We start from the raw sequence: 24,955 nt of genomic DNA on the forward strand, positions 1-24,955 counted from the left end.
GCCGCTCCCGTATGGCATCGGGACGCAGTGGCCCGCCTACGGCCGTCGTACGCGCGGGACTACGGCCGACGTACGCGCGGAAGAGGACAGAAGCGATCGTCCCCCTCGACCACAACGGTGTTCCCGGGCGCGATCTCTGTGAACCCGGCGTCGCGCACCACGGGCAGACCGCTGCGGGTGAGCGCGTCCCACTCCGTGCGCCCGGCGGACCGCACGGAGAGCGGGAAGCCGGCCGCGCGCCAGGCCGCCCGTTCCTCCTCGGAGAGCTCCCACCACGCCAGCTGCGCGCCGTGTCCTGCCTGGGCCATCTTCTTGCCCGCCGACATCTCCAGACCGGGGTTGAACCACAGCACCGGGCCCGCGGAGGGCGGCCCGGGCGGCTGCGGATCGTCCAGCTCCGTGCCCGAGACCTGGAGGCGTGCCAGGTCCTTCGGCCAGCCGTCCAGCGGCACCGGCGGGAAGACCCGCACCTCGGCCTCGTGGCCGGTGACCGTGATGCCCGGCAGCGCCTCGGCCCGCCGCCACTCCGCGCGGCGCGCCCGCCGCACCACCTTCCGGATCCGGGCGTCCTGCCAGTCCCGTACCGCCGCGGCCCACTCGCCGTCCCCGGCCGACCGCTCGTCCGACAGCAGCACCAGCACCGCCCGCGCCGCCGTCTCCAGCGCGTCCGTACGCGCCGGCGGCGCCTCCCGCTCGATACGGACGACGAGCGGCAGCACGAACTGCGGTGCCGCGTCCCGGTCGGTCTCTGCGTGCTCGGAAGCGCTGGTGGCGGTGTTGCCGGGCTCCCCGGCGGTCTCGGTGCTGGTCACCCGAACAGTCTGCCAGCCGCCACCGACAGCGGCCCCGCCCCGCTTCCGCGCCCCCGCCCCGCTCGCGGTTTCCGAGTGGCGGGCGGACCTCAACAAGCCAGGCGCGGGCCGCCTCGGCGTAGGGCTCAAGGTATTTGAGGCGGAAGGGGGAGTTGGGGCCGAGAACGGTGTCCCCCGCGATGCGTCCGCGGGAACGGGCGCAGCAGAAATCCGGTGTGGCTGCGGCGTTTCGCAGGGTGGTTTCAGGCATCAAGATCAGGCGTCGCCCGTCTGGAAGAGTCGCAGCCACCGTCCGGCAGCCGTGCATGCCAACGCCGCCCGCCCAGCGCGAGGTTGGGGTGCGTACGGCCGGGGGCGAACGCGCCCCCAGGCAGGCACCGGGCGGTCGCTGCGGCTACCGTCGGGTTCGGCGGGGGCCGCCAGGAGGCAGCGGAGGTGCCGGAACGCATGAGGCTCGACGGGGTGGGACGGCGGTACGGGGTGCGCGGCCCCTGGGTGCTGCGGGAGGTGGATCTCGACGTGCCCCCGCGGGCACTGCTGCGCATCGAGGGGACCAACGGCAGCGGGAAATCCACCCTGCTGCGGCTGCTCGCCGGGATCGACCGGCCCAGCACCGGACGGATCACCGGCCGCCCGCGCACCGCCTATGTGCCCGAACGCTTCCCGGTCGCCCTGCCCTTCACCGCCGCCGGCTACCTCACCCACCTCGGCCGCATCCACGGTCTGCACGGCCCCGAAGCGGCCCGCCGCGCCACCGAGTGGCTCGAACGCTTCGGGGCGGCCGGTCATGCGCACACCCGGCTGGCCGAGCTGTCCAAGGGAACGAGCCAGAAGGTCGCGGTCGCCCAGGCGCTGCTCGCCGAGCCCGGCCTTCTGGTACTGGACGAGGCCTGGACCGGTCTGGACCGGGGCGCGCGCGAGGTGCTCGACCGTGCGGTCGCCGAACGGGTCGCGGACGGCGGCACCGTCGTGTTCGTCGACCATGACCCGCAGCGGCTGGCCGGCGCCGCCGATGCTCGCTACCGGGTAGCGGACGGGCGGCTGCTGACCCAGGAGGAGGGCGGCCCGGCGGCTGGTGCGCGGACCGCGGCCGGTCCCCGCGTGCTCATCGAGGCCGAGGGCGCAGCGGGGAGCCTGCCGTCTGCCGGAGCGCCGCAGCTGCCCGGCGGACCGGAGATCGCGCCCGGACCGGACGGGACGACCCGGCTGACGGTTCCGGCCGTCCACTCCGACGCCCTGCTGCGCGCCCTGCTCACCGCCCGCCCGCCCTGGCACATCCGCTCGGTCACCGCTGCCCCACCGCCGCACGACGCCCCCGGCACCGTCCCTGTGACCGACGACGCCCCCGCACCCCACGAGGCCCCCCTCCCGTGATCGCTCTCCTCCGCTATCAGACGGCACTGCTCATCGGCTCGCACCGCTGGCTGCCGCCGGTCATCCTCTACGCCGCCTGGCTGGCCCTCGGCATCCGGAGCGGCGACCCGATCCTCGACGGGTTCGGCTATGCGGCCGGCGGACTGCTGCCGGCCGCCGTATGGCTGACCCGGGTTTGTGTCACCAACGAGCCGCCGGCTGCCCGCAATTGCGCTGCGGCCGCTGCCGGGCCTGGACGGGTGCACCTCGCCTGTGTACTGACCGCGGCCGGCACCGCCCTGCTGCTCGCACTCGTCGGCACGGCAGTGGTCGTGCTGCTGTCGGACCCGCGCTCCAACGACCATCAGGTCGCCGTTCCCGTCCTGCCCGCGGCGCTCGCCGGACTGCTCGCCGCGCTGGCGTGTCTGCTGATGGGCACCGCCGTCGGCGCGCTGAGCAACTGGCCGGTGCTGCGCAGCACCGGCTGGAGCATCCCGGCGGGTCTGCTCGCCGCCCTGCTGCTGTTGGTGCTGGGCGCCTCGCCCGCCAACGCCGCCGTATCGGGCCTGGTCACCGGCTCCGCCCACGGGACGATCAGCACCCCCTGGCTGCCGCTCGCCGCCACCGCCCTGATCGCGGCCGCCGCCGTAGCGGCCGCGTGCGCCCTCAGCTCGCGGCGCGGGTGAAGCGGGACGCGGCGCAACCAGGGCGCGGTTGAAGCGAGGAAGCGGAGGGCGCGGTTCAAGCGAGGGCCAGGGCTCTCCCCCGCCCCCTCCCCCCTCCCCCTTCGGGGGAGGGGGGGAGGCAGGGGCCGAAGTGGGTTCGGGGGTGGGGGAGGGGAGGAGCGGCCGTCCGCCTGCTCCCCCCACCCCAGTCGGCCTCAGTGGTGCCAGGGCCCGGTCACCGCGAATGTCGTCCCCGGCGTATAGCAATTGACATACATCGTCCGGTGGTCGGGCGAGAACGTCACCCCGGCGAACTCGCCCCACTCCGGCTTCTGCGGGGTGCCGATGTTCTGCCGGCCGCGCGCCATCGCATAGACCTCGCCGCGCCGGGTGAGGCCGAAGACGTGCTGGGCGCCCTCGCCGTCCTCACACACCATCAGGCCGCCGCTGGGCGCGAGGCAGATGTTGTCGGGGGACTCGCCGGGGAGCTGGAGATCCGTCTTCGGGCCGAAGACGACGACCTGGGTGAGCCGCCGCTTCTTCGGGTCGTACTTCCAGATCTGGCCGTAGTGGTCGGCCGCCGAGCCGTCCTCGCGGTGCGCGAAGCTGGAGACGAAGTAGACGCAGGAGCCGCCCCAGTAGCAGCCCTCCAGCTTCTGGGCGTGGGTGATCCCCTGGGGGCCGAAGTCCTGGAAGCGGATCGGGGTCTCCCGGGCGAGCGGATCGGGCACATCCACCCAGGTGACGTGGTCGAAGGTGGTGCCGGGCCGCTGGATGGTGGAGAGGTCGGGCACCCCGGGGACCCGCAGCGCCTGGAGGCGGCCGCCGGCCCGGAGCGAACCGCGGCCGCCCATCGGCTTTTCGGGCAGAAAGCGGTAGAAGAGGCCGAACGGCCTCTCGAAGGCGTCCTCGGTCTCGTAGACGATGCCGGTGCCGGGGTCCACGGCGATCGCCTCGTGCTGGAAGCGGCCCATCGCGGTCAGCGGGACCGCTCCGGTGCGCCGCGGATCGTACGGATCGACCTCGAAGATGAAGCCGTGGTCCTTGGTGTAGTTCTCCTCACCGGCCCGGAACTCGGTCTCCTCGCAGGTCAGCCAGGTGTTCCAGGGGGTGGGCCCGCCCGCGCAGTTGGTGGAGGTGCCGGCGATCGCGACCCGCTCAGAGAGGACCTTGTTGTCCCCGTCGAGTTCCAGGGCCGTACAGCCGCCCTCACCACCGGGGTCGTAGGTCAGATCACGGACCCGGGGGACGGCCTGGCGGGAGCCCGTACGGTTCTCGTGGTTGCGGACGAGGTGGGTGCCACCACGGCGGCCGGGGAAGGCCGACATACCGTCACAGTTGCTGGGCACCTTGCCCTCCCCCGAGGGCAGCGGGTCGCCCTCCCGGGACAGGACCCGGTAGCGGAAGCCCCGGGGCAGGTCGAGCAGGCCGTCCGGGTCGGGCACCAGCGGGCCGTAGCCGCGCTGTCCCATGCTCTGGGCGGTCGCGGTCCCCGCGAAGAGCTCCGTGAGGCTCCCGGAGAAGGCGATTCCGGCCCCCAGAGCACCTGTGCGGGCCAGGATCTGACGTCGTGTCGCGGACATGGGCAACTCCCTGTTGGCGGACAGGTGGCGTGATCCGCTCGTGTGTACCATGCCGCCGGGCCGCCGGGAACCGGCCGACGGGCACCAACCGGGTGTTGCCGCTGATACGTCCTGATCCGTAAGGCAGGCCCTACCGGGCCTCGGCCACCAGGGCACCCGCGTCGCGCGCCAGCGCCGTGAGCCGGGAGATCGCCCGGTAGTACTTCTTGCGGTAGCCGCCGCGCAGCATCTCGTCGCTGAACAGCTCGTCGAAGGCCTTGCCGGAGGTCACCACCGGTACCTCGCGGTCGTAGAGCCGGTCCGCGAGGACGACCAGCCGCAGCGCCGTGGACTGGTCGGGCACCGCCTGGACATCGGTGAGGCAGACCGCCTCGATGCCGTCGCACATGGCGCCGTAGCGGCTGGGGTGCACCTTGGACAGATGCTCCAGCAGGGAGGGGAAGTCGTCGAGAGAGGCGCCCGGGGTGCGGTACGCGGTGCGCGTGACGGTCTCGTCGTCGTACGGGGCGGGCGCCTCGGGCAGACCGCGGTGGCGGTAGTCCTCGCCGTCGATGCGCAGCGGACGGAAGTGGGCGCTCAGCCCCTGGATCTCGCGCAGGAAGTCGGCGGCGGCGAAGCGGCCCTCGCCGAGCTTGCCGGGCAGCGTGTTGGAGGTGGCGGCCAGCGCCACCCCGGCGTCCACCAGCTTGCCGAGCAGGGTGGAGACCAGGACCGTGTCACCGGGGTCGTCGAGCTCGAACTCGTCGATGCACAGCAGCTTGTGTTCGCCGAGCGTCTTGACGGTCTGCTGGAAGCCGAGCGCGCCGACGAGGTTGGTCAGCTCGACGAAGGTGCCGAAGGCCTTGCGCTCGGCCGGAGCGGGGGTGGCGTGCCACAGGGAGGCGAGCAGATGGGTCTTGCCGACACCGTAGCCGCCGTCCAGATAGACCCCGCGCGGGCCCTGGGGGGCCGCCGGCTTCCTGGCGAACCAGCGCCGCTTGCCCGCGCCCGCCCGCCCGGCGTCGATGCCGTCCGCGAAGTCGCTCAGGACCTGTACGGCCTCGGCCTGGCTGGGCTGCTGGGCATCCGGGATGTAGGTGTCGAAGCGGGCGCCCTGGAAGCGCGGCGGCGGCACCATCTCGGCGACCAGGCGGTCGGCCGGGACCTGCGGGGCGCGGGCGGTGAGGGCGGCGGGCACCGCGTCGTCCCCGTCGGCCGGCGGTGCGGCTGTCGGGTCGGGCTGCGGGGAGGAGTGCTGGGAAGGCGACACAGCCGTCCAGCCTATCTCCTGTGCGGTACCCGCCGGTCCGGTCAGCGAGGCATGTCACACTGCCGCCATGCGACGCCTGTTCCCGCTCCCCGCCCCACCTGTTCCGGCCCCTGACCTCGACAGCAGGGGGACGGGGAGCACCGACCCCACGGACCGTGAGTGGACGCTGGACGAGCTGGCCGAGGCCTATGCGTACCCGGCGGCGGACGACCCGGCGCGCTCCGGGCGCCCCGGCTGGCTGCGGGCGAACATGGTGTCCTCCCTGGACGGCGCGGCCCATCACGAGGGCCGCTCGCAGCCGCTCTCCGGCGCCGCCGACATGCGGATCTTCGGGGTGCTGCGGGGGCTCGCGGATGCCGTGGTGGTGGGGGCGGAGACGGTGCGGCAGGAGGGCTACCGGCCGGCCCGTGCCCGGGAGGCGTTCGCCGCCCGCCGGGCCGCCGCCGGCCAGGGCCCGGCCCCCGCCATCGCCGTGGTGACCGCCGGCCTCGGGCTGGACTTCACCCTGCCGCTGTTCACCGAGCCGCATGTGCCCACCGTGGTGCTGACCGGTGCGGGTGCGCCGGCGGACCGGGTGGACCGGGCCCGTGCGGCGGGCGCCGAGGTGCTGTTCGCGGGGGAGGGGCTGGGTGTCGACCCGGCCCGGGTGGCCGGGGTGCTGGCCGGTCGGGGCCACCGCCGGCTGCTGACGGAGGGCGGGCCGAGGCTGCTGGGGCAGCTGGCGGCGGCCGATGCGCTGGACGAGATGTGTCTGTCGCTGGCTCCCGTGGTCGCCGTGGGCGACGCGCCGCGGATCATGAACGGTCCCGCCGTCGCGGTTCCGGAGCGCTTCGCCCTGGCATCGGTGTTGGAAGAGGCCGGGTTCCTGTTCACTCGCTACCGTCGGTCCTGACAATCAGCGGAACTATCTGTTCCGCTTAGCTTCCGTTGGGCACACTAAAAGCCAACAGGTCCCGTGTGACGACGGGGCAGGATGGTGTCTGTCGGGCTCCGTGCCATGCGGCGCCCCGAAGAGAAGAAGGGCGTCCGTCGTGTTCACGAGCGTATTGATGATCGAGAAGCCTCTGACGCCCGTCGACGTGGAGTTTGTGACCACCCTGCACGGCGATGACCGGATCTCGTTCGTCGTGCTCATGCAGCCGCGCGGTAAGCAGGACGTGCTGCTGCGGGCCATCGACGACGTCGCCCTCGGCGAGTTCGACGATGCCGTACGGGAGGCGGAGGAACCGGGCGGCTCCCAGGCCGAGGCCCCCGCCGAGCTCGCCCTGGCGCACACCTTGCAGGCGCTGCGCGACGCCGGTTCGGAGGCCGTCGGGCAGGTGGTCGAGGACAAACCGCTGGACCTGCTGCGGTCCATCGTCGACGAGACCGGAGCGGACGAGGTGATCGTGCTGACCACCCCGCACTTCGTCGAGGAGTTCTTCCACCGCGACTGGGCCTCCCGCGCCCGTCACAAGGTCGGCGTCCCGGTCCTCAAGCTCTTCTCGCACGCGCCGGACGACCAGCCCCAGGGCACTTCCGGCAGCTGAGAAGCCGACGCCGCGGAGCCGGTCCCTCCGGAGGGACCGGCTCCGGCGTTCCCGCCCGGCCGGGCGGGAACCGCCCCGTGCGGGCGGGAGTCAGCGGCGGGCGCCGCGGTGCGGGCGGAGCCGGCCGTCCAGCACCTCGGCGACCTCGTCCGCCGCGTCCAGATGCGCCCGGGCGTGGGTGACCAGCACCGTCGCGGTGGCGCGCTCCTGGGTGAGGGTGCGCAGCAGGGTGAGCACCGCGGCGCCCCGTTCGTGGTCCAGGGCGCTGGTCGGCTCGTCCACCAGCAGCACCGCGGGCTCGTTCATCAGCGCCCGCGCGATATTGATCCGCTGCCGCTGGCCGCCCGACAGCTGATGCGGCCGCCGGCCCGCCAGCTCCGCCAGGCCGACCGCCGCCAGTAGTTCCCGCGCCCGGACGCGCGCCGTACGGGACGGGCGGCCGTCCAGACGGGCCATCACCTCCAGCTGCTCGGCGGCCGTCAGCGACGGCAGCAGGTTCGGCTGCTGGAAGACCGTGCCGATGGTGGTGCGGCGCAGCCTCGTCAGCTCGGAGCGGCCGAGTCCCGCGGTGTCCGTGCCGTCGATCACCACCCGTCCGCGGTCCGGGCCGATCAGCGTGGCGGCGACCGCGAGCAGGCTGGACTTGCCGGAGCCGGACGGCCCGATCACCGCCGTCAGACAGCCGGCGGGCACGGTCAGCGAGACCCGGTCCAGCGCGGTCAGCCGGGCGTCGCCGTCGGGGTAGGTGAGGGTGACATCGGTCAGTTCGAGGCTCATCGGGCACTTCCCAGGGCGGTCAGCGGGTCCACGGAGGTGATGCGGCGGATGGCGAGCGCGGCGCCGGCGGCCCCCAGCGCGATCATGATCAGGGCCGGTACCAGCACGGTCGGCGGATCGAGGACGAACGGCACGGTGCCGCCGATCGCGGCGCCCACCGCTGCCACCACGGCGGTGCCCAGCGCGGTCCCGGCCACCAGCAGGACGACGGCCTGGCCGAGCGCGTCCCGCAGCAGCGAGCCGGTCGAGGCGCCCAGCGCCTTCAGCACCGCGACATCGCCGCTGCGCTGGACCGTCCACACCGTGAAGAAGGCGCCGATGACCAGCGCGGAGATGACGAACAGAAAGCCGCGCATCAGCTGCAGCGAACCGTTCTCGGCGGTGAACGAGCCGATGGCCCGCACGGCGTCGTCGGTGGTGACGGTCTTCGTGCCGAGCTCCTTGTCGGCGGCCGGCAGACCGGACGTCCCGGTGGTGGACAGGGCCAGCACCGTGGCGCCGACGGAGCCGCGGTCGGGGCCGCTCCGGCCGGAACCGGGGCCCGCACCGGCCGGCCCGGAGCCGCCCGCGAGCCGCTGCCAGTCGCCCAGCGAGGTCCACACCACCGGCGTGTGGCTGTACATCGCCGCGCCCGACACCGCCGCGACCTCGAAGCTCCGCCCGCCCAGCGTCAGCCGTCCGCCGGCCCGCACACCGAGCGACGCGGCGGCCTTCGCGGACAGCACCACCGCACCGTCACCGACCCGCCCCGGCGCCGGCCGGGACCCGGGCCGCACCCCGAACGCCGACACCGCGGCGGTCCGGCCGCCCGCCTCGGCCCGGGCCGTCGCGATGCCCAGCGGCTCGGCGTGCCGTACGCCCGGCACCCGCGACCAGGCCCGCACGGTCCGCTCCGGCAGCCGCGAATCGGTGAAGGCGAGCTTGCTGCCGTCGATGGGCGCCGCGAACACCAGATGGTCGGCGGGCAGCCCGGTGATCGCCGAGGTGTTCTCCCGGCCCAGGCCCGCCGTCAGGCCCGACAGCAGCCCCACCAGCGCCGTGATCAGCACGATCACGGCGCCCATCAGGGCGAACCGCCCCTTGGCGAATCTCAGGTCTCTCCAGGCGACGAACACAGTCCTTGCCCTCTTCGGATCGGGCGCCGGACCCCACTGCCCGGCGGCTGGCCCCCACCGTCGCCTCCCGGACGGGGCCGTGGCATCGCGCCGGGGAGGGGTCCACCGGCGTCGAAAGGTGTGTCCCGCGGTCAATCCTTTGGTTGATGCCGCCGGTGAACAGGGCCCTTAGCCTGGAGGCGCCGTGACCGAAGAAGCCGTGACCTCTCCCTCCCTCACCCCCGTCCAGCGGGCGCTGCGCAGCTGCCTGCATCTGATGGTGGCCACGCTGCTCGCGCTCGCCGCCGTACGGGCGGTGGCCGACCGCACCCCGGACGCCCCCGCCGTGCTCGCCGCCGCGGTGGCGCTGTGCGCGCTCTACGTCACCGGCCACAGGCTGCCCCGTCTGCGCACCTCCACCGGCGCCGCCGCCCTCTGGCTCGCCGCCCTCGCCCTGGTCTGGCTGGTCCTGCTGGCCCTCACCCCGGACGGCGTCTGGGTGGCCTTCCCGCTCTTCTTCGTCCAGCTGCATCTGCTGCCGCTGCGAGGGGCCCTGCCCGCGGTCGCGGCCACCACCCTCGCCGCCGTCGCCGGATTCGGCCGGCACACCCACACCCTCAGCGTCGGTACGGTGCTCGGCCCCGTCCTGGGCGCCGCCGTCGCGGTCGCCGTAGTCCTCGGGTACGAGGCCCTCTACCGGGAGAGCGAACAGCGCCGCCGCCTCATCGAGGAGCTCACCGCGACCCGCAGCGAACTCGCCGACGCCGAACACGCCGCCGGAGTGCTCGCCGAACGCGAACGGCTGGCCCGGGAGATCCACGACACCCTCGCGCAGGGCCTGTCCAGCATCCAGCTGCTGCTGCGGGCCGCCGAGCGCGCCCTGCCGGAGCGGCCCGGCACCGCCCTCGGCCACGTCCGGCAGGCCCGCACCGCCGCCGTCGACAACCTCGCCGAGGCGCGCCGTTTCGTGCGGGCGCTCAGCCCGCCCGACCTGGCGGCCGGGTCGCTGCCCGCCGCCCTGGAGCGGCTCTGCGCCACCACGGCCGCAGCCTCCGGTCTCGCCGTGCACTGCCAGGTCTCCGGCGCGCCCACCGCACTGCCCACCCCGCACGAGGTCGCCCTGCTGCGCATCGCCCAGTCCGCGCTCGCCAACACCGTCCGGCACGCCGCCGCGGACCGCGTCGAGCTGACCCTCAGCTACATGGACACCGAGGTCGCGCTGGACATCGTCGACGACGGCACGGGGTTCGTCCCCGCCGAGGTGCCCGCACCCGGCTCCGCCGCGGTCCCCGGCACCGGCTTCGGCCTCGCCGCGATGCGCGCCCGGGCCCGCGCCCTCCAGGGCACCCTCGCCGTCGAGTCCGCCCCCGGGGAGGGCACCGCGGTCGCCGCCACCCTGCCCTGCCCCGCCACCGCGCCCGTCGCCGCGCCGGAGGCCGCCTCGTGACCGCGCCGGACCCGCCCGTCAGGCTGCTGCTCGCCGACGACCACCCCGTCGTCCGGGCCGGACTGCGCGCCGTCCTGGAGACCGAGGAGGACTTCGAGATCGTCGCCGACGTGCCCACCGCCGAGCAGGCCGTCGGCCTCGCCGCGCGGCTCGACGTCGACGTGGTCCTCATGGACCTCCAGTTCGGCGGCCGGATGCTCGGCTCGCAGGCCACCGCCGCGATCACCGCCGCCCCCGGCGCCCCGCGCGTCCTCGTCCTGACCACGTACGACACCGACGCCGACATCCTCGCCGCCATCGAGGCGGGCGCCACCGGCTACCTCCTCAAGGACGCCCCGCCGGAGGAGCTTGCCGCCGCGGTGCGCACCGCCGCCGCCGGGAAGTCGGCGCTCGCCCCCACCGTCGCGCTGCGCCTCATGGACCGGATGCGCACCCCCGCCACCGCGCTCTCCCGGCGCGAGACCGAGGTCCTCCAGCTCGTCGCCGACGGCCTGTCGAACGCGGCGGTCAGCAAACAGCTCTTCCTCAGCCAGGCGACCGTCAAGTCCCACCTCGTCCACATTTACTCCAAGCTGGGCGTGGACTCCCGAACGTCCGCGGTCGCCGCCGCCACCGCACAGGGCCTGATCCGCCGCTGACCACCGGTCTTCGCGCCGGAGCCGGCACCCGGCCGGGGTCCGTGGACCGGCTCTGTCGGTGCCGGGTGCGAGAATCATCGACAGCACGACAGAACGACCGCACCACCGCTCGCGACGATCGACATCAGGGAGACCCGCCCATGGCACCCGCCATCCCAGCCTCGATGGACCGGCCGCACTTCATCGGCATCGGCGGAGCCGGTATGTCGGGCATCGCCAAGATCCTTGCGCAGCGTGGCGCCCAGGTGGCGGGCAGCGACGCCAAGGATTCCGCGACCGCCCAGGCCCTGCGCGCGCTCGGCGCCACGGTCCACATCGGCCATGCCGCCGGGCATCTCGCCGCCGACGCCACCAGCGTCGTCGTCTCCTCCGCGATCCGCCCCGACAACCCCGAGCTGGCGGCAGCCCACGAGCGCGGCATCCCCGTCGTGCACCGCTCGGACGCCCTCGCCTCCCTGATGGACGCCGCGCGGCCGATCGCCGTGGCCGGCACCCATGGCAAGACGACCACGACCTCCATGCTCGCGGTCTCGCTCGGCGCCCTCGGCCTCAAGCCCTCGTACGCCATCGGCGGCGACCTCGACGCCCCGGGGTCCAACGCCGAGCACGGCTCGGGCGACATCTTCGTCGCGGAGGCCGACGAGAGCGACCGCAGCTTCCACAAGTACGCCCCCGAGGTCGCCATCATCCTCAACGTGGAGCTGGACCACCACGCCAACTACGCCTCGATGGACGAGATCTACGAGTCCTTCGAGACCTTCGTCGGCCGTATCCGCCCCGGCGGCACCCTGGTCATCTCCGCCGACCACCCCGGCGCCCGCGAGCTGACCGAGCGGATCTCCGGCCGCTACGACATCGAGGTCGTCACCTACGGTGAGTCCGCGGACGCCGACGTGCGCATCCTCAAGGTCAACCCCCGCGGTCTGACCAGCGATGTCACCGTCACCCTGACCAGCGGCAAGATCCTCACCTTCACGGTCTCCGTCCCGGGCCGGCACTACGCCTCCAACGCCGTCGCCGCGCTGGCCGCCGGTGTCGCCCTGGACCTCCCGCCGCACAACCTCGCTTCCGCGCTCGGCAAGTACACCGGCGTCAAGCGCCGCCTCCAGCTCAAGGGCGAGGCGGCCGGTGTGCAGGTCATCGACTCCTACGCCCACCACCCCACGGAGATGACCGCCGACCTGGAGGCGATCCGCGGCGCCGCCGAGGACGCCCGCGTACTCGTCGTCTTCCAGCCACATCTCTTCTCCCGCACCCAGGAGCTGGGCACGGAGATGGGCCAGGCGCTCGCCCTCGCCGACGCCTCCGTCGTCCTGGACATCTACCCGGCCCGTGAGGACCCGATCCCGGGCGTCACCAGCACCCTGATCATCGATGCCGCACGCGCCGCGGGCGCCGATGTCACCCCCGAGAGCGACCAGGCCGCCGTCCCGGACGTCATCGCCGGAATGGCGAAGCCCGGTGACCTTGTTCTCACCATGGGCGCGGGCGATGTGACCGACCTCGGCCCCGCCATCCTGTCCCGCCTGGGCAGCTGAGCTGAGGAGGCCCCAGATGCCGTACGAGATCGACAAGCCTGACGAGCAGTGGCGTGCCGAGCTGAGCCCCGCGGAGTACCAGGTGCTCCGCCAGGCCGGCACCGAGCCCGCCTTCGTCGGCGAGTACACCGACACCAAGACCGCGGGCGTCTACTCCTGCCGCGCCTGCGGCGCCGAGCTCTTCCGCTCCGACACCAAGTTCGCGAGCCACTGCGGCTGGCCCAGCTTCTATGACCCCAAGGACTCCGACGCCGTCGAGCTGATCGAGGACCGCTCGCACGGCATGGTGCGCACCGAAGTACGGTGCGCCCGGTGCGGCTCGCATCTCGGGCACGTCTTCGAGGGCGAGGGGTACCCCACCCCCACCGATCAGCGGTACTGCATCAACTCGATCTCGCTGCGCCTGGAGCCTGACGCGGAGTGAGCGGCCGGACGGCTGCGGGCAGCTTCGGTCCGGCCGCTGTGGGCGGCCGGATCAGCGGCAGGTGAGAACGGGGTTGCCCCAGTCGGCGTGGTCGGAGTCGTTCCCGTTGCCACCGTCGGTGACCACGAGTCGCAGCTGGGTGCCGCCGGTGAGGTCGGCGGTGAGGTGCTGCGCGGGCTGGTCGACCGTCATCAGCCCGCTGTCGGCGACCTTGGTGCCGTCCCGGTAGACCTGGAAGACGACCGAGCCGTTCGCGCCCACCTCGTCGTCGAGGCCCACGTCCACGCTGAGGGCGGAGCAGCTGCCGCCGAGGCCATAGGTGATCTCGCTGTTGGCGTGGGCTCCCAGGCCCTGGGGGTAGCCGGTCCCCTGGATGGTGAGGGCATGTCCGTCGATGCTGCTGTTCAGCCTCGCCGGCGCAAAGCTGCTCGCGTTGGAGCTCCACGGCCGGGCGACCAGCGCGGTGGTGTGGGCGGGTGACGGCTTGCCCTTGTTGCCCTTGTTGCCCCGGGACGCGGAGGGCGACGACGGTGCCGGCGATGAGGGCCGGGAGCTCGGTCGCTTCGACGCCTTGGTGGGGTGGGTGCTCGGTGTGCCCGACGCCGAGCGGGAGGCGCTTGCCGACCCCTTGGGAGAATCCGTCGGCGACCCGTCCTCATCAGGGGCCGACGAGAGACCGGACCGGCCGGGGCCGGTGGCCGAGGTGTCCTGGCCCTCCGGGCCGGACAGGGGGCCGACGGCTATGGCCACGCCGGCCAGGACACTCACGGCAACGGCGAGCAGGGTGAGGCGCGCCGGGGAGAACCGGGAGCCCCGGGCGTTGTGCGGTGCGGTGGACGGGTCCGGCGCCACCGGTGGCACGGGGGCGGTGGGTTCGCCGGCGGCGGAGGACTGCGGAGCGGCCCCGGAGGGACCGGGGCCCTGTCCTGGCCGGCCGGACGGCCGGGACGCGAAGTCGTCGCGCAGCTCGGTGTTCCGGGACGTCCGGTGCCAGGCGTCGGCGGTGTGGCGCACCGCCGCCAGCAAGGTGTCCCGCCAGGCCCCGTCGGGTCCCTCTCCGGGGCCGGGGGAGTGCAGGACGCTGTTGATGGCTTCCTTCGTCAGGTCCGCTGCCGCCTGGGCGGACCGGCAGCAGTCGCGGGCGTGGGCCAGCACCGCGGCGTAGTGCCGGCGGTGGAACTCGTTGAGGGCTTCCTCGCCCGCCCCGGCCGCCGCGCGGTCGCCGGGCCGGGCCGCGGCCGCACGGATACGCCGGACCAACTCGGTATCGGACGCCTCTGTCCCACCGGATGTGTCGAATTGCTCTTGCATGAGTGGGCTACTGACCCTTCAACGTCCTGACGATCATTGAAAACAGAACACACCGTAACGGCGTGACGGGCTCCGGCGGCCCGTCGTTGCCGTCTGACGGTGCGGATGAGAAGGGATTTGATGCGGCGTGACAACTGAGGAGGGCTGACGGCCGCGGGGCTCATGCCTCCCCGCGGCCGTCCCGTCAGACCATTTCCACGATCGCCGTCACCACCAGCCCCGAGCCGACGAGCCACCGGCCGCTGAATTCGGTGAGTTCCCTGCCGTCGACCACGGGGCCGGGGACGAGGAGTTGGGCGGTGAAGGTGGCGTTCGTCGGGTCGAGGGTGAGACGGGCCTCCTCGAAGTCGAGCCAGCGGCGGGTGAGCGGGTACCACGCCTTGTAGACGCTCTCCTTCGCACTGAACACCAGGCGGTCCCAGCAGACTTCGGGCTGCAGCGCGGCCAGCCGGCGGAGCTGGGCACGTTCCTCGGGGAGGGTGACGAGGTCGACCACCCCGGGGTCGTTCACGGGCAGATTGGGCTCCGCGTCCAGGCCGATCGTCCGCACCTCCGACGAACGGGCCACCGCCACGGCGCGGTAGCCGGCGCAGTGCGTCATGGCGCCGACGACGCCCGGCGGCCACTGCGGCTCCCGGTTGGGGCCGGGGAGCAGGGGGGCGGGGGCGAAGCCCAGCTCGGCCAGTGCCTGGCGGGCGCAGCCGCGTACGGTGCCGAACTCATGCTGCCGCTTGGGCACGGCCTTGGCCACCTGCGCCCACTCCTCGGGAAACATCTCGGACAGCGGCGCGTCCTGGAAGGCCTCGGCGGTCCTGACCGGGGCCGGCAGCAGCTTGTCGATCACGCCGGGCCCCCGGTGGTGCCGGAGCCGACCGTGGCCGGGGTGGGCAGGATCTGGACCGGTCGGCCCGGCGCGGCGGCCCGGCGCTGCCATTCCCGCGGATAGCCGAGCGACACCTCCTGATGCGGTACGCCGTCCAGCATCAGCAGCCGCGGGATGTGGAGGTGGCCGTAGACCACGGCGGCGGCCCGGAAGCGGCGTGGCCAGTCCGCGGTCGCCTCGGTACCGCACCACAGCGCGAAATCCGGGTACCACAGGGGCCGGGTGGGCTCGCGCACCACCGGCCAGTGGTTGACGAGCACAGTGGGCAACTCCTCCGGAACGGCGGCGAGCCGGGCCTCGGTGGCGGCCACCCGCGCCTGGCACCACGCCTCCCGCGTCGGATACGGGTCCGGATGCAGGAAGTGCTCGTCGGTGCAAACCACCCCGGCCTTCTCGGCCCGGGCGAGCGCCTCCTTCTTGGACGTCGACCCCGGCTGCCGGAAGGTGTAGTCGTAGAGCAGGAACAGCGGTGCGATGACGACCGGGCCGCCGGCGCCTTCCCAGACCGGATACGGGTCCTCGGGGGTGAGGACGCCCAACTCCCGGCAGATGTCCACCAGATGCTCATAGCGCGCCACACCGCGCAGCTGCACCGGGTCCTGGGCCGGGGTCCACAGCTCGTGATTGCCGGGCACCCACACCACCTTGGCGAACCGGCTGCTGAGCAGCGAGAGCGCCCAGCGGATGTCGGAGACGAACTCCCCGACGTCGCCGGCGACCAGCAGCCAGTCGTCGTCGGACTCGGGCTTTAATCCCTCGACGATGTCGCGGTTCTCCTTGTAGCGGACGTGCAGATCGCTGACGGCCACCAATCTGCCGCGTCCGCCGCCGTGTGGGGAGCCCGTGGCGGCGGGTCCGGCGGCGCCGGGGGTGAGGGTGCGGATCTCGTAGGTCATCATCGAAGTAAAGACGGTGCGGGCGCGAGAGTGAAGCGCGGACCGGGCGGAGGTGTGGTGCGTCACCGCCCTGGCGGCGGTGCGGCGGGCCGTCCGTCGGCCCCGGTGGCGGATGCGCCGCCGCGGCGGATGCGGGTGGCCAGCCACAGGTCGAAGCGGTCGTCGGGGTCGTCGAGGCGGCGGCCGGTGAGGTCCATGGCCTTGTCGAGGCGGTTGCGCACGGTGTGCCGGTGGACGCCGAGCCGCCGGCTGGTGGCGTCCCAGGCGCCGCCGGTCTCCAGCCAGGCGGTGAGGGTGGCGATCAACTCCTCGCCGTTGTCCGCGAGATCGAGCGGGCCGAGCACGGTGTCGGCGTAGCCGTGCAGCGTACGGCGGTCGCCCAGGTCGAGCAGGAGCCGGCTGGCCTGGCTCTGCCGGGCCTCCGCGGGCTCGCCGCTCGACCGGCTGACGGCGAGCAGGCCGGTCGCCTGGCGCAGGGACACCCGTACCGCTTCGGGGGCGGTGGCCGGGCCGATGCCGGCCGGGCAGCGCGGGGCGAAGCGGGCGAGCACATCGCGGATGTCCAGATCCTCGCCGACCACCGCCTCGATGACCGCGCCCGGTGCCCCATCCACGACCCTGACCAGGCCACCGGGCATCGCCAGCGCCAGATCGGCGGCCATCTCCTGCGCGGCGCCGTCCGCCGCCCCGGCGGCCCCGGCCCCGGCATCCGACGCGGCGGAGCCCGTACGACCGCCCGCACCGCCCCCCGCCGCCACCACGACACCCCGCACCCGCTCGGCCGTCAGCCCCACCGAGCGCAGGATGTCCCGGGCCCGCCCGGCGGCCGGATCCTCGTCCGCCAGCAGCTCCGAAAGCAGCGCCGACCTGCGACGGCGCTCCGGCTCATCGCGGAGGTGACGGCGCTCCAGCTCCAGGGAGAGCAGCGAGACCAGTCCGGGGACGACCGAACGGGCGGCGTCGTCCGGACGGCCGGTGAGCAGCAGCAGCCCCCGCAGCCGGCGCGCCCCCAGCGGCTGCACCTCCAGCTGCTGCCCGGCGGCCGTGCTGGAGGCGCTGCCGCGCAGTCCGCGTGCGGCGACCCGTTCGATCAGGTCTTGGGCCTGCGCCAGCGGTGTCCGGTGCGCCGGCTCTCCCGCCGAGAGCAGCCGCCCCAGCGGGTCGAACACCGCCGCGCCGACCCCGGTGGCGGCGGTCCACTCCGCGAGCATCGGCCGCAGCCCGTCGCCGGTCGCCGCGGCCGTCAGCCGCCGCTGGGTCGCGAACGCCCGCTGCAGCAGCGCGCGCTGTTCCTCGGCCCGGGCGTCGAAGACGGCCTTGGTGACGGCGATGAACGGCACCTCGTCCGGCACCGTCAGCAGCGGCAGACCGGCCTCCTCGGCCGCGGTCACCAGCGGCTCCGGTGCCTCCTGGTAGGGCAGTCCCTGCCCCAGTCCGAGCGCCAGACAGGCCGCCCCGCCCTCGGCCACGTCCCGCACGTACGCCCGGCACGCGGCCGGCTCCTCCGGCAGCAACAGGCCGATGGTCATGAGGAGTTCGCCGCCCTGCAGCCACTTACCCGGCGCCGGCAGATCCGAGACCGTGGCCGCTTCGATCGTGCGGGCCAGCAGCCGCGGCGGCACGTCGTAGCTGGCCGACAGACCGAGATCGGGCCGGGCCAGCAGGTCGGAGAGGTGCAGGGGCATAGACACAGTGTCCAGCAGATCGCCCCGCGATGGACACTCGGGCGATCGCCCGGCAACGCGGGTCCGGGCGGCCGGCCGGCTACGACGTGCCGCCGCGGCTGCCGGGGGGAGCGCCGTCCGGGGCCGGAGGTGCCGCCCCGTCCGGCGGAGGGCGCGGGCCCGGTGGCGTTATGGTCGAGAAGTGTGGGAGCGGGGAACCCTCCCCGCTTCTCGACCCGACGAAGGGACGTGAGCTCGGTATGCAGGCGGCGTTTCTGGTGGCTCCCGAGGGCACCGAAGAGGTCGAGCTGACCCGGCCGTGGCGGGCGGTGACCGACGCGGGCGGCGGCCCGACGCTGGTCTCCACCAGCGCGGGCAAGGTGCAGGCGTTCCACCACCTGGACAAGGCGGACACCTTCCCCGTCGATCTGACGGTGGACGAGGCGACCGCGGCGGACTTCGACGGCCTGGTACTGCCCGGCGGGGTGGCCAACCCGGACGCGCTGCGGCTGGACCGGCGGGCCGTGGCGTTCATCAAGTCCTTCTTCGACGCCGGGAAGCCGGTGGCCGCGATCTGCCATGCACCGTGGACGCTGATCGAGGCCGACGTGGTGCGGGGCCGCACGCTGACCTCCTGGCCGAGCCTGCGGACCGATATCCGCAACGCGGGCGGCACCTGGGTCGACGAGCAGGTCAAGATCTGCACCGCCGGACCGAACACCCTGATCACCAGCCGGAAGCCGGCCGATCTGGAGGCCTTCTGCGCGGCGTTCGTCTCGGAGTTCTCGCACTGAGGACCCGTCGGCGGAGGCCCTAAGGCCCGAGCACCACCGCCGATTCCGGCGGCAGATGGAGCACGCCGTCCGCGCCGGGGAGCCGGGCGCCGGGCCAGCCCGCCAGCGCCTGCAGCCCGGTCCCGCCGCCGTCGTCGACGGCCGGGACGGCGGCCGTGGTGTCGTGCGCGAGATTGACCGCCACCCGGAGCGGGCCGCGCCGCAGCAGGAGCCAGCGGGCCTCCTCGTCGTAGCGGACGGCGGTGTGCCGCGGATCCGGGTCGGTCAGCGGGGGCAGCTCATGGCGCAGCGCCAGCAGTGTGCGGTACCAGGCCAGCAGCGCGGTGTGCGGCTCCCGGGCCGGTTCGGTCCAGTCCAGGACGCAGCGGTCGCGGGTCGCCGGGTCCTGCGGGTCGGGCCAGTCACCGGCGGCACCGGTCCACTCGTGCGCGGCGAACTCGCGCCGCCGCCCCTCCCGTACCGCCTCCGCCAGTTCCGGATCCGTGTGCGCGGTGAAGTACTGCCACGGGGTGGTCGCGCCCCACTCCTCGCCCATGAACAGCATCGGGGTGAACGGCGAACAGAGCACCAGTGTGGCGGCGCAGGCGAGCAGGCCGGGGGAGAGCCCGGCGGCGAGCCGGTCGCCGAGCGCGCGGTTGCCGATCTGGTCGTGCGTCTGGGCGTAGGCCAGCAGCCGGTACGCGGGCGTCACCCGCAGGTCGAGCGGGGCGCCGTGCCTGCGGCCACGGAAGGCGGAGTGCGTACCGTCGTGGAAGAAGCCGCCGGTCAGCGTCTTGGCGAGGGCGGCGAGCGGGGCCCGCGCGAAGTCGCCGTAATAGCCCTGGGACTCGCCGGTGAGCGCGGTGTGCAGGGCGTGGTGGAAGTCGTCGTTCCACTGGGCGTGCAGACCGTGTCCGCCGCCCGCCCTGGGGGCGGTGGTGCGGGGATCGTTGAGATCGGACTCGGCGACCAGGAACAGCGGGCGCCGCAGCTGCCCGGCCAGCGCGTCGACGGCGGCGGTCAGTTCGGCCAGGAAGTGCGGGCAGCGGTCGTCGTGCAGCGCGTGGACGGCGTCCAGCCGCAGTCCGTCGAGCCGGTAGTCGCGCAGCCAGGAGAGCGCACTGCCGATGAAGTAGCCGCGCACCTCGTCGGAACCGGGGGCGTCGAGATTGACCGCCGCGCCCCACGGGGTGTGATGGGTGTCGGTGAAGTACGGGCCGAACGCGGGGAGAGGGTTGCCGGACGGGCCGAGGTGGTTGTGCACCACATCGAGCACGACCCCCAGACCGGACCCGTGCGCCGCGTCCACGAACCGCTTGAGCCCGTCCGGCCCGCCGTACGGTTCGTGCACCGCCCAGGGGGCGACCCCGTCGTACCCCCACCCATGGGTGCCGGGGAACGGGCAGACCGGCATCAGGGAGATATGGGTGATGCCCAGGTCGGCGAGGTGGCGCAGCCGCGCGGCCGCGGCGTCGAACGTGCCCTCGGGGGTGTAGGTGCCGATGTGCAGTTCGTAGAGGACCGCACCGGGAAGCGGGCGGCCGGGCCACGGATGCCTCCATACGAACCGGTCGTGTGCGACGACCGCGCCGGGCCCGCCGGGGCCCTCCGGCAGCCGGGCGGCCCGCGGATCGGGCAGCGGCGGCCCGCCGTCCAGCCGGAAGGCGTACCGGTCCCCGTCATGGGCCGGTACCTCGGTACGCCACCAGCCCGCCCGGCCGGGGTCGCGCTCCATCGGAACCGCGGGCTCGGCCGCCCGGTCCCCCGCCCACTGGAGAGCGACCCGCCCGGCCTCCGGCGCCCACACCTCGAACAGCACGGCCGTCCTCCTTCGTTCGGTCCCGGTCCCCGACCCAAGCACGCCGCCGCGCCGCCCGACAGCCCGACGTGGCGCTACGGACCGACATCGCGCCATCCCGGTGGGCCGTTCCGGCGAGTCCTCGGGACTTTGACGACAGGCCCGAGGGCCCGGTAGGACCGTCCCCCGCACACACATCGCCTGGACAGCGGCTCGCGGTGGCCGGAGAATCTCGGTATGACTTCGCTCGAGTTCCCTGCGCGTCCGGCGCGCCCGTCGGACGCCGACCGGGAACGCGCCCTCGACCTGCTGCGCGACGGTGCGGCGCAGGGACGGTTGTCCCAGGACACTTTCCTGCGGCGCCTGGAACTCGTCCTGACCGCTCAACAGCAGTCCGAACTCGACCTCGTCACCGCCGACTTGGCGAGTCGCGGCAAGGTCCAGGGCGTACTGCTGCGGGTCGTGGGCCGGGCATCGGCCTTCCACCTCCGGGTGCGCCGCGCCTGGCGTACGGAGCGGCTGCCGAAGCTGCTGCTGCCCGAGCCGGGCCCGCTCCCGCTGCTCATAGGGCGGGCGCCCGGTGTGGGCCTGCGCCTCAACCACGAGACGGTCTCCCGCGCCCACGCCGAACTCCGCAGCGCCGGCAAGGGCTGGCTGCTGCGCGACCTCGGTTCCACCAACGGCACCTGCGTCAACGGCCGCCGGGTGGTGGGCGAGGTCGCGGTCGGCCCCGGCGACCACATCAGGTTCGGACAGGTGGATTACGTCCTGACGGAGCGGTGAGCCGGGCGGCGCGCGCCGCCCGGACCGGAGCGCGGCGGCCGCGGACCGCTGTCGCCTGACGGCACGGCAACCACCGCCTCACAGGGGCTCGCCCTGCCGCGGCGCCTCCTCCTCCCGCATCGGCCGGTCGCCCGAGGGGGCCGACGTCCATACTCCTTCACCGTGCGTCAGACCGGGCAACAAGCCCTGGAACTCCTGGACATGGCGCGCCGGAAGAAAGCCGCTGACCAGCCAGGAGTGCCGGCCGCCGGTGGTCTCGGCGAACTCGGCGCCCAGCGCCGCGAGACGGGCGGTCACCGGGGCCAGCGCGGCGAGCGGAAGGTCCGCCTCGAAGGCGTGGTACGGCTCGTACACCCGGGTGCCGGCCCGCTCCAGGGCCCGCAGCAGCACCCGGGGGGTGACCGTACGGAAGTCCCCCGCGGTGCTGAGCGGTCCGACGAATCCGGACCGGGTCAGCACCACCCGGCAGTCCGTCACCGCCAGACCGCGCGGTCCGCACCGCAGGTTCGCCAGTACCGTCTCCTCGATGGCCTGGTGGAAGCCGTGCGGCAGGGCACCCAGTTCGGTTTCGTAGGCGAAGACCGGGCCGGAGTGGCGGGCGCCCGGCTCGACCCGGAGCCCGACCGTGGCCCAGGGCCCGGTGTGGCCGCGCCGGGCGATCTCCTCACAGGCCTCGCCGACCCCGGATGGCCGCTCGACGCACACCACCCGGCTCGGCGCGAACTCGGCCTCGATGCCGTGCTCCTGGTGCAGGGTGGCGGCGATGATCTCCTTCTGCACCTCGCCGTGCAGCAGCACCGAGGTCGCGCCGTCGGGCGCGGGACGGACCTGGAGCAGCGGGTCCTGGTCGGCGAGCGTCAGCAATGCGGCGCGCAGTGCGGCGGCCCGTGCCGGGTTGCGGGCCCGGACCAGGGTTTCGAGGGTGGGGGAGGGGAACAGCGCGGCGCCGGCGGGGGCGTCACCGGCCGGGCCGAGACGGTCACCGGTGCGGATGCCCGGCAGCCCGCGGAGCACCGCGATCTGACCCGGGGTGAGCGGCCCGTCGTCGCCGGGCGGCGGGCCGACGACCTGGAGCGAGGTGATCCGGCCGGTCAGGGTGGCGCTCGTGCCGTCCGCTGCGGGCCGGTGCAGCTCGATCCGCTGCCGTGGCCGCAACTCGCCCTCGTAGAGCCGGAGGTACGCGGTCCGCTCGCCGTCCGGCGGCTGATGGACGGCGAACACCGTGCCCCGCGGCCCGGTGCCCGCGCCGGCCGGGGCCGGCGGGACCAGCCGGACCATACCGTCGAGGAGTGCGCCGATGCCCTGGCCGCCGAGCGCGGAGCCGAAGTACACCGGGTGCAGCGAGCCGTCGGCGGTCCGGGCGGCCAGCGCCGCACGGAGCCGGTCCGCGGTCAGCGGCGGCCCGCCGTCACCCGCGGCCGGTCCGCCGGAGGCCGGGCCGGTCAACTCGGCCAGCACCGACTCATCGGCCTCGGCCACGGCTTCCGCGATCCGCTCGCGGACCCGCGGGTCCTCCAGGGCGTACGGCACGGACGTGGCCTGCGCGGTGCCGAGGCCGGTCACGGACGTCATCGGGACGGTGGCGGGCGTCAGCAGACGGCGGATGTCGGCGAGCAGCGCCTCGCCCCGGGCGCCGGCCCGGTCGATCTTGTTGATGAAGAGCAGGGTGGGCAGCCGCAGCCGCCGCAGTGTCTTCATCAGTACCCGGGTCCTGGCCTGGACGCCCTCCACCGCGGACAGCAGCAGCACGGCGCCGTCGAGCACCCCCAGGGCGCGCTCGACCTCGGCGATGAAGTCGGAGTGGCCGGGGGTGTCGAGGAGATTGACCTGGGTGTCGCCGACGGTGAAGGAGGCGACGGCCGAGCGGATGGTGATACCGCGCTGCCGCTCCAGCTCGCCGGTGTCCGTGAAGGTGTCACCGGCGTCGACACTGCCGAGCCGGCCGATGGCGCCGGTGTCGAACAGCAGCCGCTCGGTGAGGCTGGTCTTACCCGCGTCGACGTGGGCGAGAATCCCGATGTTCAGGGTGCGCGAAGGAAGCATGGAAGGTGGAGTCCTCAAGAACTGTCGTCCGGTGGGGGCGATGAGTAGTTCCGAGGAATCGGCGCATTCCGTGCTCCTTGACGAGGGAAGAACGACGTACGCGGCCATGCTTTCCGGCCGTACTGCGGGGGCGCAACCGAATTAGGCCCCCCGGCCCCGCTCGTCCCCCGCCCGGCTCAGTGCTGGTGCAGCCCCCGCCCCGCCAGCGTCAGAAAGGTCTCGCCGACCGCCTCCGACAGTGTCGGGTGGGCGTGGATGTGCTGGGCGACATCGGCCGGTTCGGCGTCCCAGCCCACGATCAGCTGGCTCTCCGCGATCATCTCCGAGACCTGCGGCCCGACGAGATGGACGCCGAGCACCGCGCCGGTCTTCCCCAGGCTCTCAACTTCTCCCCCACTCTCAACTTCGTTCGAGCGGGGGGACCCCCATGCCCAGGGGAGACCCCAATCGCCGCCCGCCCCGTCCGCCGCCGCGATCACCTTCACCATGCCGCCCTGACCGTGCACCATGCCCTTGGCGGTGGCGGCCAGCGGCATGGTGTTCACCTTGATGTCCAGGCCGCGGGCGCGCGCCTCGGCCTCGGTCAGGCCGACCGAGGCGGTCTGCGGCGAGGAGTACGTCACCCGCGGCACGGTCGCGTAGTCCACCGCCCGCGACGGCAGGCCCGCCAGCGTCTCCGCCACCAACAGGCCCTCCGCGAACGAGGCGTGGGCCAGCCCCAGGGAGGGCGGCGGCAGCAGATCGCCGACCACGTGGATGCCCGGCACGGAGGTCTCCAGCCGTGACCAGTCCGCAGGCGCGACGAACCCCCGCTCGTCCGCCGCCAGCCCGGCCGCCGCCAGGTCCAGCCCGTCCGTCACCGGGGCCCGCCCCACCGCGACCAGCAGCCGCTCGGCCCCGATCACCAGCTTCTCGCCCTTCGGGGTGCGCACCGTGGCCCGCACCCCGTCCGCCAGCAGCTCGGTGCCGGTCAGCGTCGAGCCCGTACGGACCGTGATGCCGCGCTTCTTCAGCCCGCGCGCCAGATGGCGGCCGACGTCCTCGTCCTCCAGTGGAAGCAGCCGCCCGGCCGTCTCGACGAGGGTGACCTCGGCCCCCATGGAGCGGTGGAAGGACGCGTACTCGACGCCGATCGCACCGCCGCCCAGGACCAGGACGGACGCCGGAAGTCCGGCCGCGAACAGCGCGTCGTCGCTGGTCACCACCCGTCGGCCGTCCGCGGCCAGGCCCGGCAGCAGCCGCGGCCGGGAGCCGGTGGCCAGCACGATGCCGCGCCGTGCGGTGAACTCCCCGGCGCCCTCGACATGAACCGTACGGGGGCCGGTCAGCCGCGCCGTGCCCTTGACGACCCGCACCCCCGCCGTCCGCAAGTGCCCGGCCACGCCCTGGTGGTTGCGCTCGACGATGCCGTCGCGGGTGGCCACCAGGGCCGGCCAGTCCAGGGAGTCGACGGTGGCCTTGACGCCCCACCGCTCGCGGGCCTCCGCGATGCCGTCCACCAGCTCGGCCGCGTGCAGCATGGCCTTGCTGGGGATGCAGCCGCGGTGCAGACAGGTGCCGCCGATCAGATCGCGTTCGGCCAGCACCACCCGCAGGCCCAGGGACGCGGCGCGCAGGGCGGTGCTGTAGCCGCCGGTGCCACCGCCGATGACAAGGACGTCCGTCGTGTTCGGGTCTGTCTCACTCATGTGATCA

General features: G+C 73.9%; 22 protein-coding genes and 1 pseudogene. 10 read left to right on the top strand and 13 right to left on the bottom strand.

The genetic code is table 11. The features are described 5' to 3' along the window. Positions 1–59: 59 nt before the first annotated feature. Together NUT86_RS31155 and NUT86_RS31160 are read right to left on the bottom strand one after the other, a co-directional pair. Positions 60–812 (bottom strand): peptidyl-tRNA hydrolase, encoded by a 753-nt coding sequence (locus NUT86_RS31155; RefSeq protein ID WP_274738592.1) that lies wholly within the window; start codon positions 810–812, stop codon positions 60–62. Between the two features lie 94 nt (positions 813–906). Next, positions 907–1,002: pseudogene (locus NUT86_RS31160) on the bottom strand (ATP-binding protein); the annotation flags it as partial. Positions 1,003–1,259: 257 nt separating this feature from the next. Between NUT86_RS31160 and NUT86_RS31165 the strand changes: the two are divergent. Further along, complete coding sequence (locus NUT86_RS31165; protein ID WP_274738594.1) at positions 1,260–2,186, top strand: ATP-binding cassette domain-containing protein; 927 nt, start codon at positions 1,260–1,262, stop codon at positions 2,184–2,186. Beyond that, a complete protein-coding gene (locus NUT86_RS31170; protein WP_274738596.1) occupies positions 2,183–2,851 on the top strand; it encodes an ABC transporter in 669 nt (222 codons plus the stop codon). The genes NUT86_RS31165 and NUT86_RS31170 overlap by 4 nt, the downstream gene beginning before the upstream one ends. Positions 2,852–3,045: 194 nt before the next feature. Here the strand turns inward: NUT86_RS31170 and NUT86_RS31175 are convergent, their stop codons facing one another. Both NUT86_RS31175 and zapE read right to left on the bottom strand, forming a co-directional pair. Continuing rightward, entirely contained in the window at positions 3,046–4,413 is a 1,368-nt protein-coding gene (locus NUT86_RS31175; RefSeq protein ID WP_274738598.1) for an alkaline phosphatase PhoX, read from the bottom strand. Positions 4,414–4,543: 130 nt separating this feature from the next. Next, positions 4,544–5,662 (bottom strand): cell division protein ZapE, encoded by a 1,119-nt coding sequence (gene zapE, locus NUT86_RS31180; protein WP_174876320.1) that lies wholly within the window; start codon positions 5,660–5,662, stop codon positions 4,544–4,546. 67 nt (positions 5,663–5,729) lie between these two features. On the opposite strand from zapE, the gene NUT86_RS31185 reads away from it, so the two are divergent. Together NUT86_RS31185 and NUT86_RS31190 are read left to right on the top strand one after the other, a co-directional pair. Then, complete coding sequence (locus tag NUT86_RS31185) at positions 5,730–6,554, top strand: pyrimidine reductase family protein (RefSeq protein WP_159485615.1); 825 nt, start codon at positions 5,730–5,732, stop codon at positions 6,552–6,554. Between the two features lie 139 nt (positions 6,555–6,693). Beyond that, positions 6,694–7,191, top strand: coding sequence for a hypothetical protein (locus tag NUT86_RS31190; RefSeq protein ID WP_026169501.1), 498 nt, complete (start codon positions 6,694–6,696; stop codon positions 7,189–7,191). Positions 7,192–7,281: 90 nt separating this feature from the next. On the opposite strand, the gene NUT86_RS31195 is transcribed toward NUT86_RS31190, so the two are convergent. Both NUT86_RS31195 and NUT86_RS31200 read right to left on the bottom strand, forming a co-directional pair. Next, on the bottom strand, positions 7,282–7,968 hold the full coding sequence (locus NUT86_RS31195; RefSeq protein WP_274738601.1) for an ABC transporter ATP-binding protein: 687 nt from the start codon (positions 7,966–7,968) through the stop codon (positions 7,282–7,284). Further along, complete coding sequence (locus NUT86_RS31200; RefSeq protein WP_274738603.1) at positions 7,965–9,083, bottom strand: ABC transporter permease; 1,119 nt, start codon at positions 9,081–9,083, stop codon at positions 7,965–7,967. Before NUT86_RS31200 ends, NUT86_RS31195 begins: the two co-directional genes overlap by 4 nt. 184 nt (positions 9,084–9,267) lie before the next feature. Between NUT86_RS31200 and NUT86_RS31205 the strand changes: the two genes are divergently transcribed. The 4 genes from NUT86_RS31205 to msrB all read left to right on the top strand — a co-directional run bounded on the left by NUT86_RS31205 (position 9,268) and on the right by msrB (position 13,109). After that, positions 9,268–10,509 (top strand): sensor histidine kinase, encoded by a 1,242-nt coding sequence (locus NUT86_RS31205; RefSeq protein ID WP_159485609.1) that lies wholly within the window; start codon positions 9,268–9,270, stop codon positions 10,507–10,509. Next, complete coding sequence (locus tag NUT86_RS31210; protein ID WP_018088902.1) at positions 10,506–11,147, top strand: response regulator; 642 nt, start codon at positions 10,506–10,508, stop codon at positions 11,145–11,147. Before NUT86_RS31205 ends, NUT86_RS31210 begins: the two co-directional genes overlap by 4 nt. A 140-nt stretch (positions 11,148–11,287) precedes the next feature. Beyond that, positions 11,288–12,685, top strand: coding sequence for a UDP-N-acetylmuramate--L-alanine ligase (gene murC / locus NUT86_RS31215; protein ID WP_109893517.1), 1,398 nt, complete (start codon positions 11,288–11,290; stop codon positions 12,683–12,685). Between the two features lie 16 nt (positions 12,686–12,701). Further along, positions 12,702–13,109, top strand: coding sequence for a peptide-methionine (R)-S-oxide reductase MsrB (gene msrB / locus NUT86_RS31220; protein WP_018088904.1), 408 nt, complete (start codon positions 12,702–12,704; stop codon positions 13,107–13,109). 51 nt (positions 13,110–13,160) lie between these two features. Here the strand turns inward: msrB and NUT86_RS31225 are convergent, their stop codons facing one another. The 4 genes from NUT86_RS31225 to NUT86_RS31240 form a co-directional block, all read right to left on the bottom strand. Further along, positions 13,161–14,369 carry an NPCBM/NEW2 domain-containing protein gene (locus NUT86_RS31225; protein WP_274738606.1) on the bottom strand — a complete coding sequence of 403 codons (1,209 nt, stop codon included), beginning with the start codon at positions 14,367–14,369 and terminating at the stop codon, positions 13,161–13,163. Between the two features lie 235 nt (positions 14,370–14,604). After that, on the bottom strand, positions 14,605–15,264 hold the full coding sequence (locus tag NUT86_RS31230; protein ID WP_274738608.1) for a 4'-phosphopantetheinyl transferase family protein: 660 nt from the start codon (positions 15,262–15,264) through the stop codon (positions 14,605–14,607). Beyond that, complete coding sequence (locus NUT86_RS31235) at positions 15,261–16,199, bottom strand: metallophosphoesterase family protein (RefSeq protein WP_274738610.1); 939 nt, start codon at positions 16,197–16,199, stop codon at positions 15,261–15,263. Before NUT86_RS31235 ends, NUT86_RS31230 begins: the two co-directional genes overlap by 4 nt. 62 nt (positions 16,200–16,261) lie before the next feature. Continuing rightward, positions 16,262–17,884 (bottom strand): PucR family transcriptional regulator, encoded by a 1,623-nt coding sequence (locus NUT86_RS31240; RefSeq protein WP_274738612.1) that lies wholly within the window; start codon positions 17,882–17,884, stop codon positions 16,262–16,264. A gap of 239 nt (positions 17,885–18,123) precedes the next feature. Here NUT86_RS31240 and NUT86_RS31245 point away from each other — a divergent pair, with 239 nt between their 5' ends. Beyond that, positions 18,124–18,657, top strand: a complete 534-nt coding sequence (locus NUT86_RS31245) for a type 1 glutamine amidotransferase domain-containing protein (RefSeq protein ID WP_026169505.1) — start codon at positions 18,124–18,126, stop codon at positions 18,655–18,657. A 19-nt stretch (positions 18,658–18,676) separates the two neighbouring features. Here the strand turns inward: NUT86_RS31245 and treZ are convergent, their stop codons facing one another. After that, positions 18,677–20,455: a malto-oligosyltrehalose trehalohydrolase gene (gene treZ, locus NUT86_RS31250; RefSeq protein WP_274738614.1), complete on the bottom strand. Its 1,779-nt coding sequence runs from the start codon at positions 20,453–20,455 to the stop codon at positions 18,677–18,679. Between the two features lie 216 nt (positions 20,456–20,671). Between treZ and NUT86_RS31255 the strand changes: the two genes are divergently transcribed. Continuing rightward, complete coding sequence (locus tag NUT86_RS31255; RefSeq protein WP_018088911.1) at positions 20,672–21,217, top strand: DUF1707 and FHA domain-containing protein; 546 nt, start codon at positions 20,672–20,674, stop codon at positions 21,215–21,217. Positions 21,218–21,295: 78 nt separating this feature from the next. Here NUT86_RS31255 and otr(A) read toward each other — a convergent pair whose 3' ends face one another. Next, positions 21,296–23,260, bottom strand: a complete 1,965-nt coding sequence (gene otr(A) / locus NUT86_RS31260; RefSeq protein WP_274738616.1) for a tetracycline resistance ribosomal protection protein Otr(A) — start codon at positions 23,258–23,260, stop codon at positions 21,296–21,298. A 176-nt stretch (positions 23,261–23,436) separates the two neighbouring features. Then, the gene (locus NUT86_RS31265; protein ID WP_266443620.1) at positions 23,437–24,948 is read right to left on the bottom strand and encodes an FAD-dependent oxidoreductase; all 1,512 of its coding nucleotides are present in this window, start codon (positions 24,946–24,948) and stop codon (positions 23,437–23,439) included. Positions 24,949–24,955: the final 7 nt, after the last annotated feature.

Source organism: Streptomyces sp. G7(2002) (assembly GCF_028870195.1).
Classification (GTDB): Bacteria; Actinomycetota; Actinomycetes; order Streptomycetales; family Streptomycetaceae; genus Streptomyces; species Streptomyces nigrescens.

Coding starts and splice junctions, on each gene's coding strand:
- NUT86_RS31165 (WP_274738594.1), top strand. CDS start 1,260: ATGAGGCTCGACGGGGTGGGACGGCGGTACGGGGTGCGCGGCCCCTGG.
- NUT86_RS31175 (WP_274738598.1), bottom strand. CDS start 4,413: ATGTCCGCGACACGACGTCAGATCCTGGCCCGCACAGGTGCTCTGGGG.
- NUT86_RS31185 (WP_159485615.1), top strand. CDS start 5,730: ATGCGACGCCTGTTCCCGCTCCCCGCCCCACCTGTTCCGGCCCCTGAC.
- NUT86_RS31195 (WP_274738601.1), bottom strand. CDS start 7,968: ATGAGCCTCGAACTGACCGATGTCACCCTCACCTACCCCGACGGCGAC.
- murC (WP_109893517.1), top strand. CDS start 11,288: ATGGCACCCGCCATCCCAGCCTCGATGGACCGGCCGCACTTCATCGGC.
- msrB (WP_018088904.1), top strand. CDS start 12,702: ATGCCGTACGAGATCGACAAGCCTGACGAGCAGTGGCGTGCCGAGCTG.
- NUT86_RS31235 (WP_274738610.1), bottom strand. CDS start 16,199: ATGACCTACGAGATCCGCACCCTCACCCCCGGCGCCGCCGGACCCGCC.
- NUT86_RS31240 (WP_274738612.1), bottom strand. CDS start 17,884: ATGCCCCTGCACCTCTCCGACCTGCTGGCCCGGCCCGATCTCGGTCTG.
- NUT86_RS31245 (WP_026169505.1), top strand. CDS start 18,124: ATGCAGGCGGCGTTTCTGGTGGCTCCCGAGGGCACCGAAGAGGTCGAG.
- NUT86_RS31255 (WP_018088911.1), top strand. CDS start 20,672: ATGACTTCGCTCGAGTTCCCTGCGCGTCCGGCGCGCCCGTCGGACGCC.
- NUT86_RS31265 (WP_266443620.1), bottom strand. CDS start 24,948: ATGAGTGAGACAGACCCGAACACGACGGACGTCCTTGTCATCGGCGGT.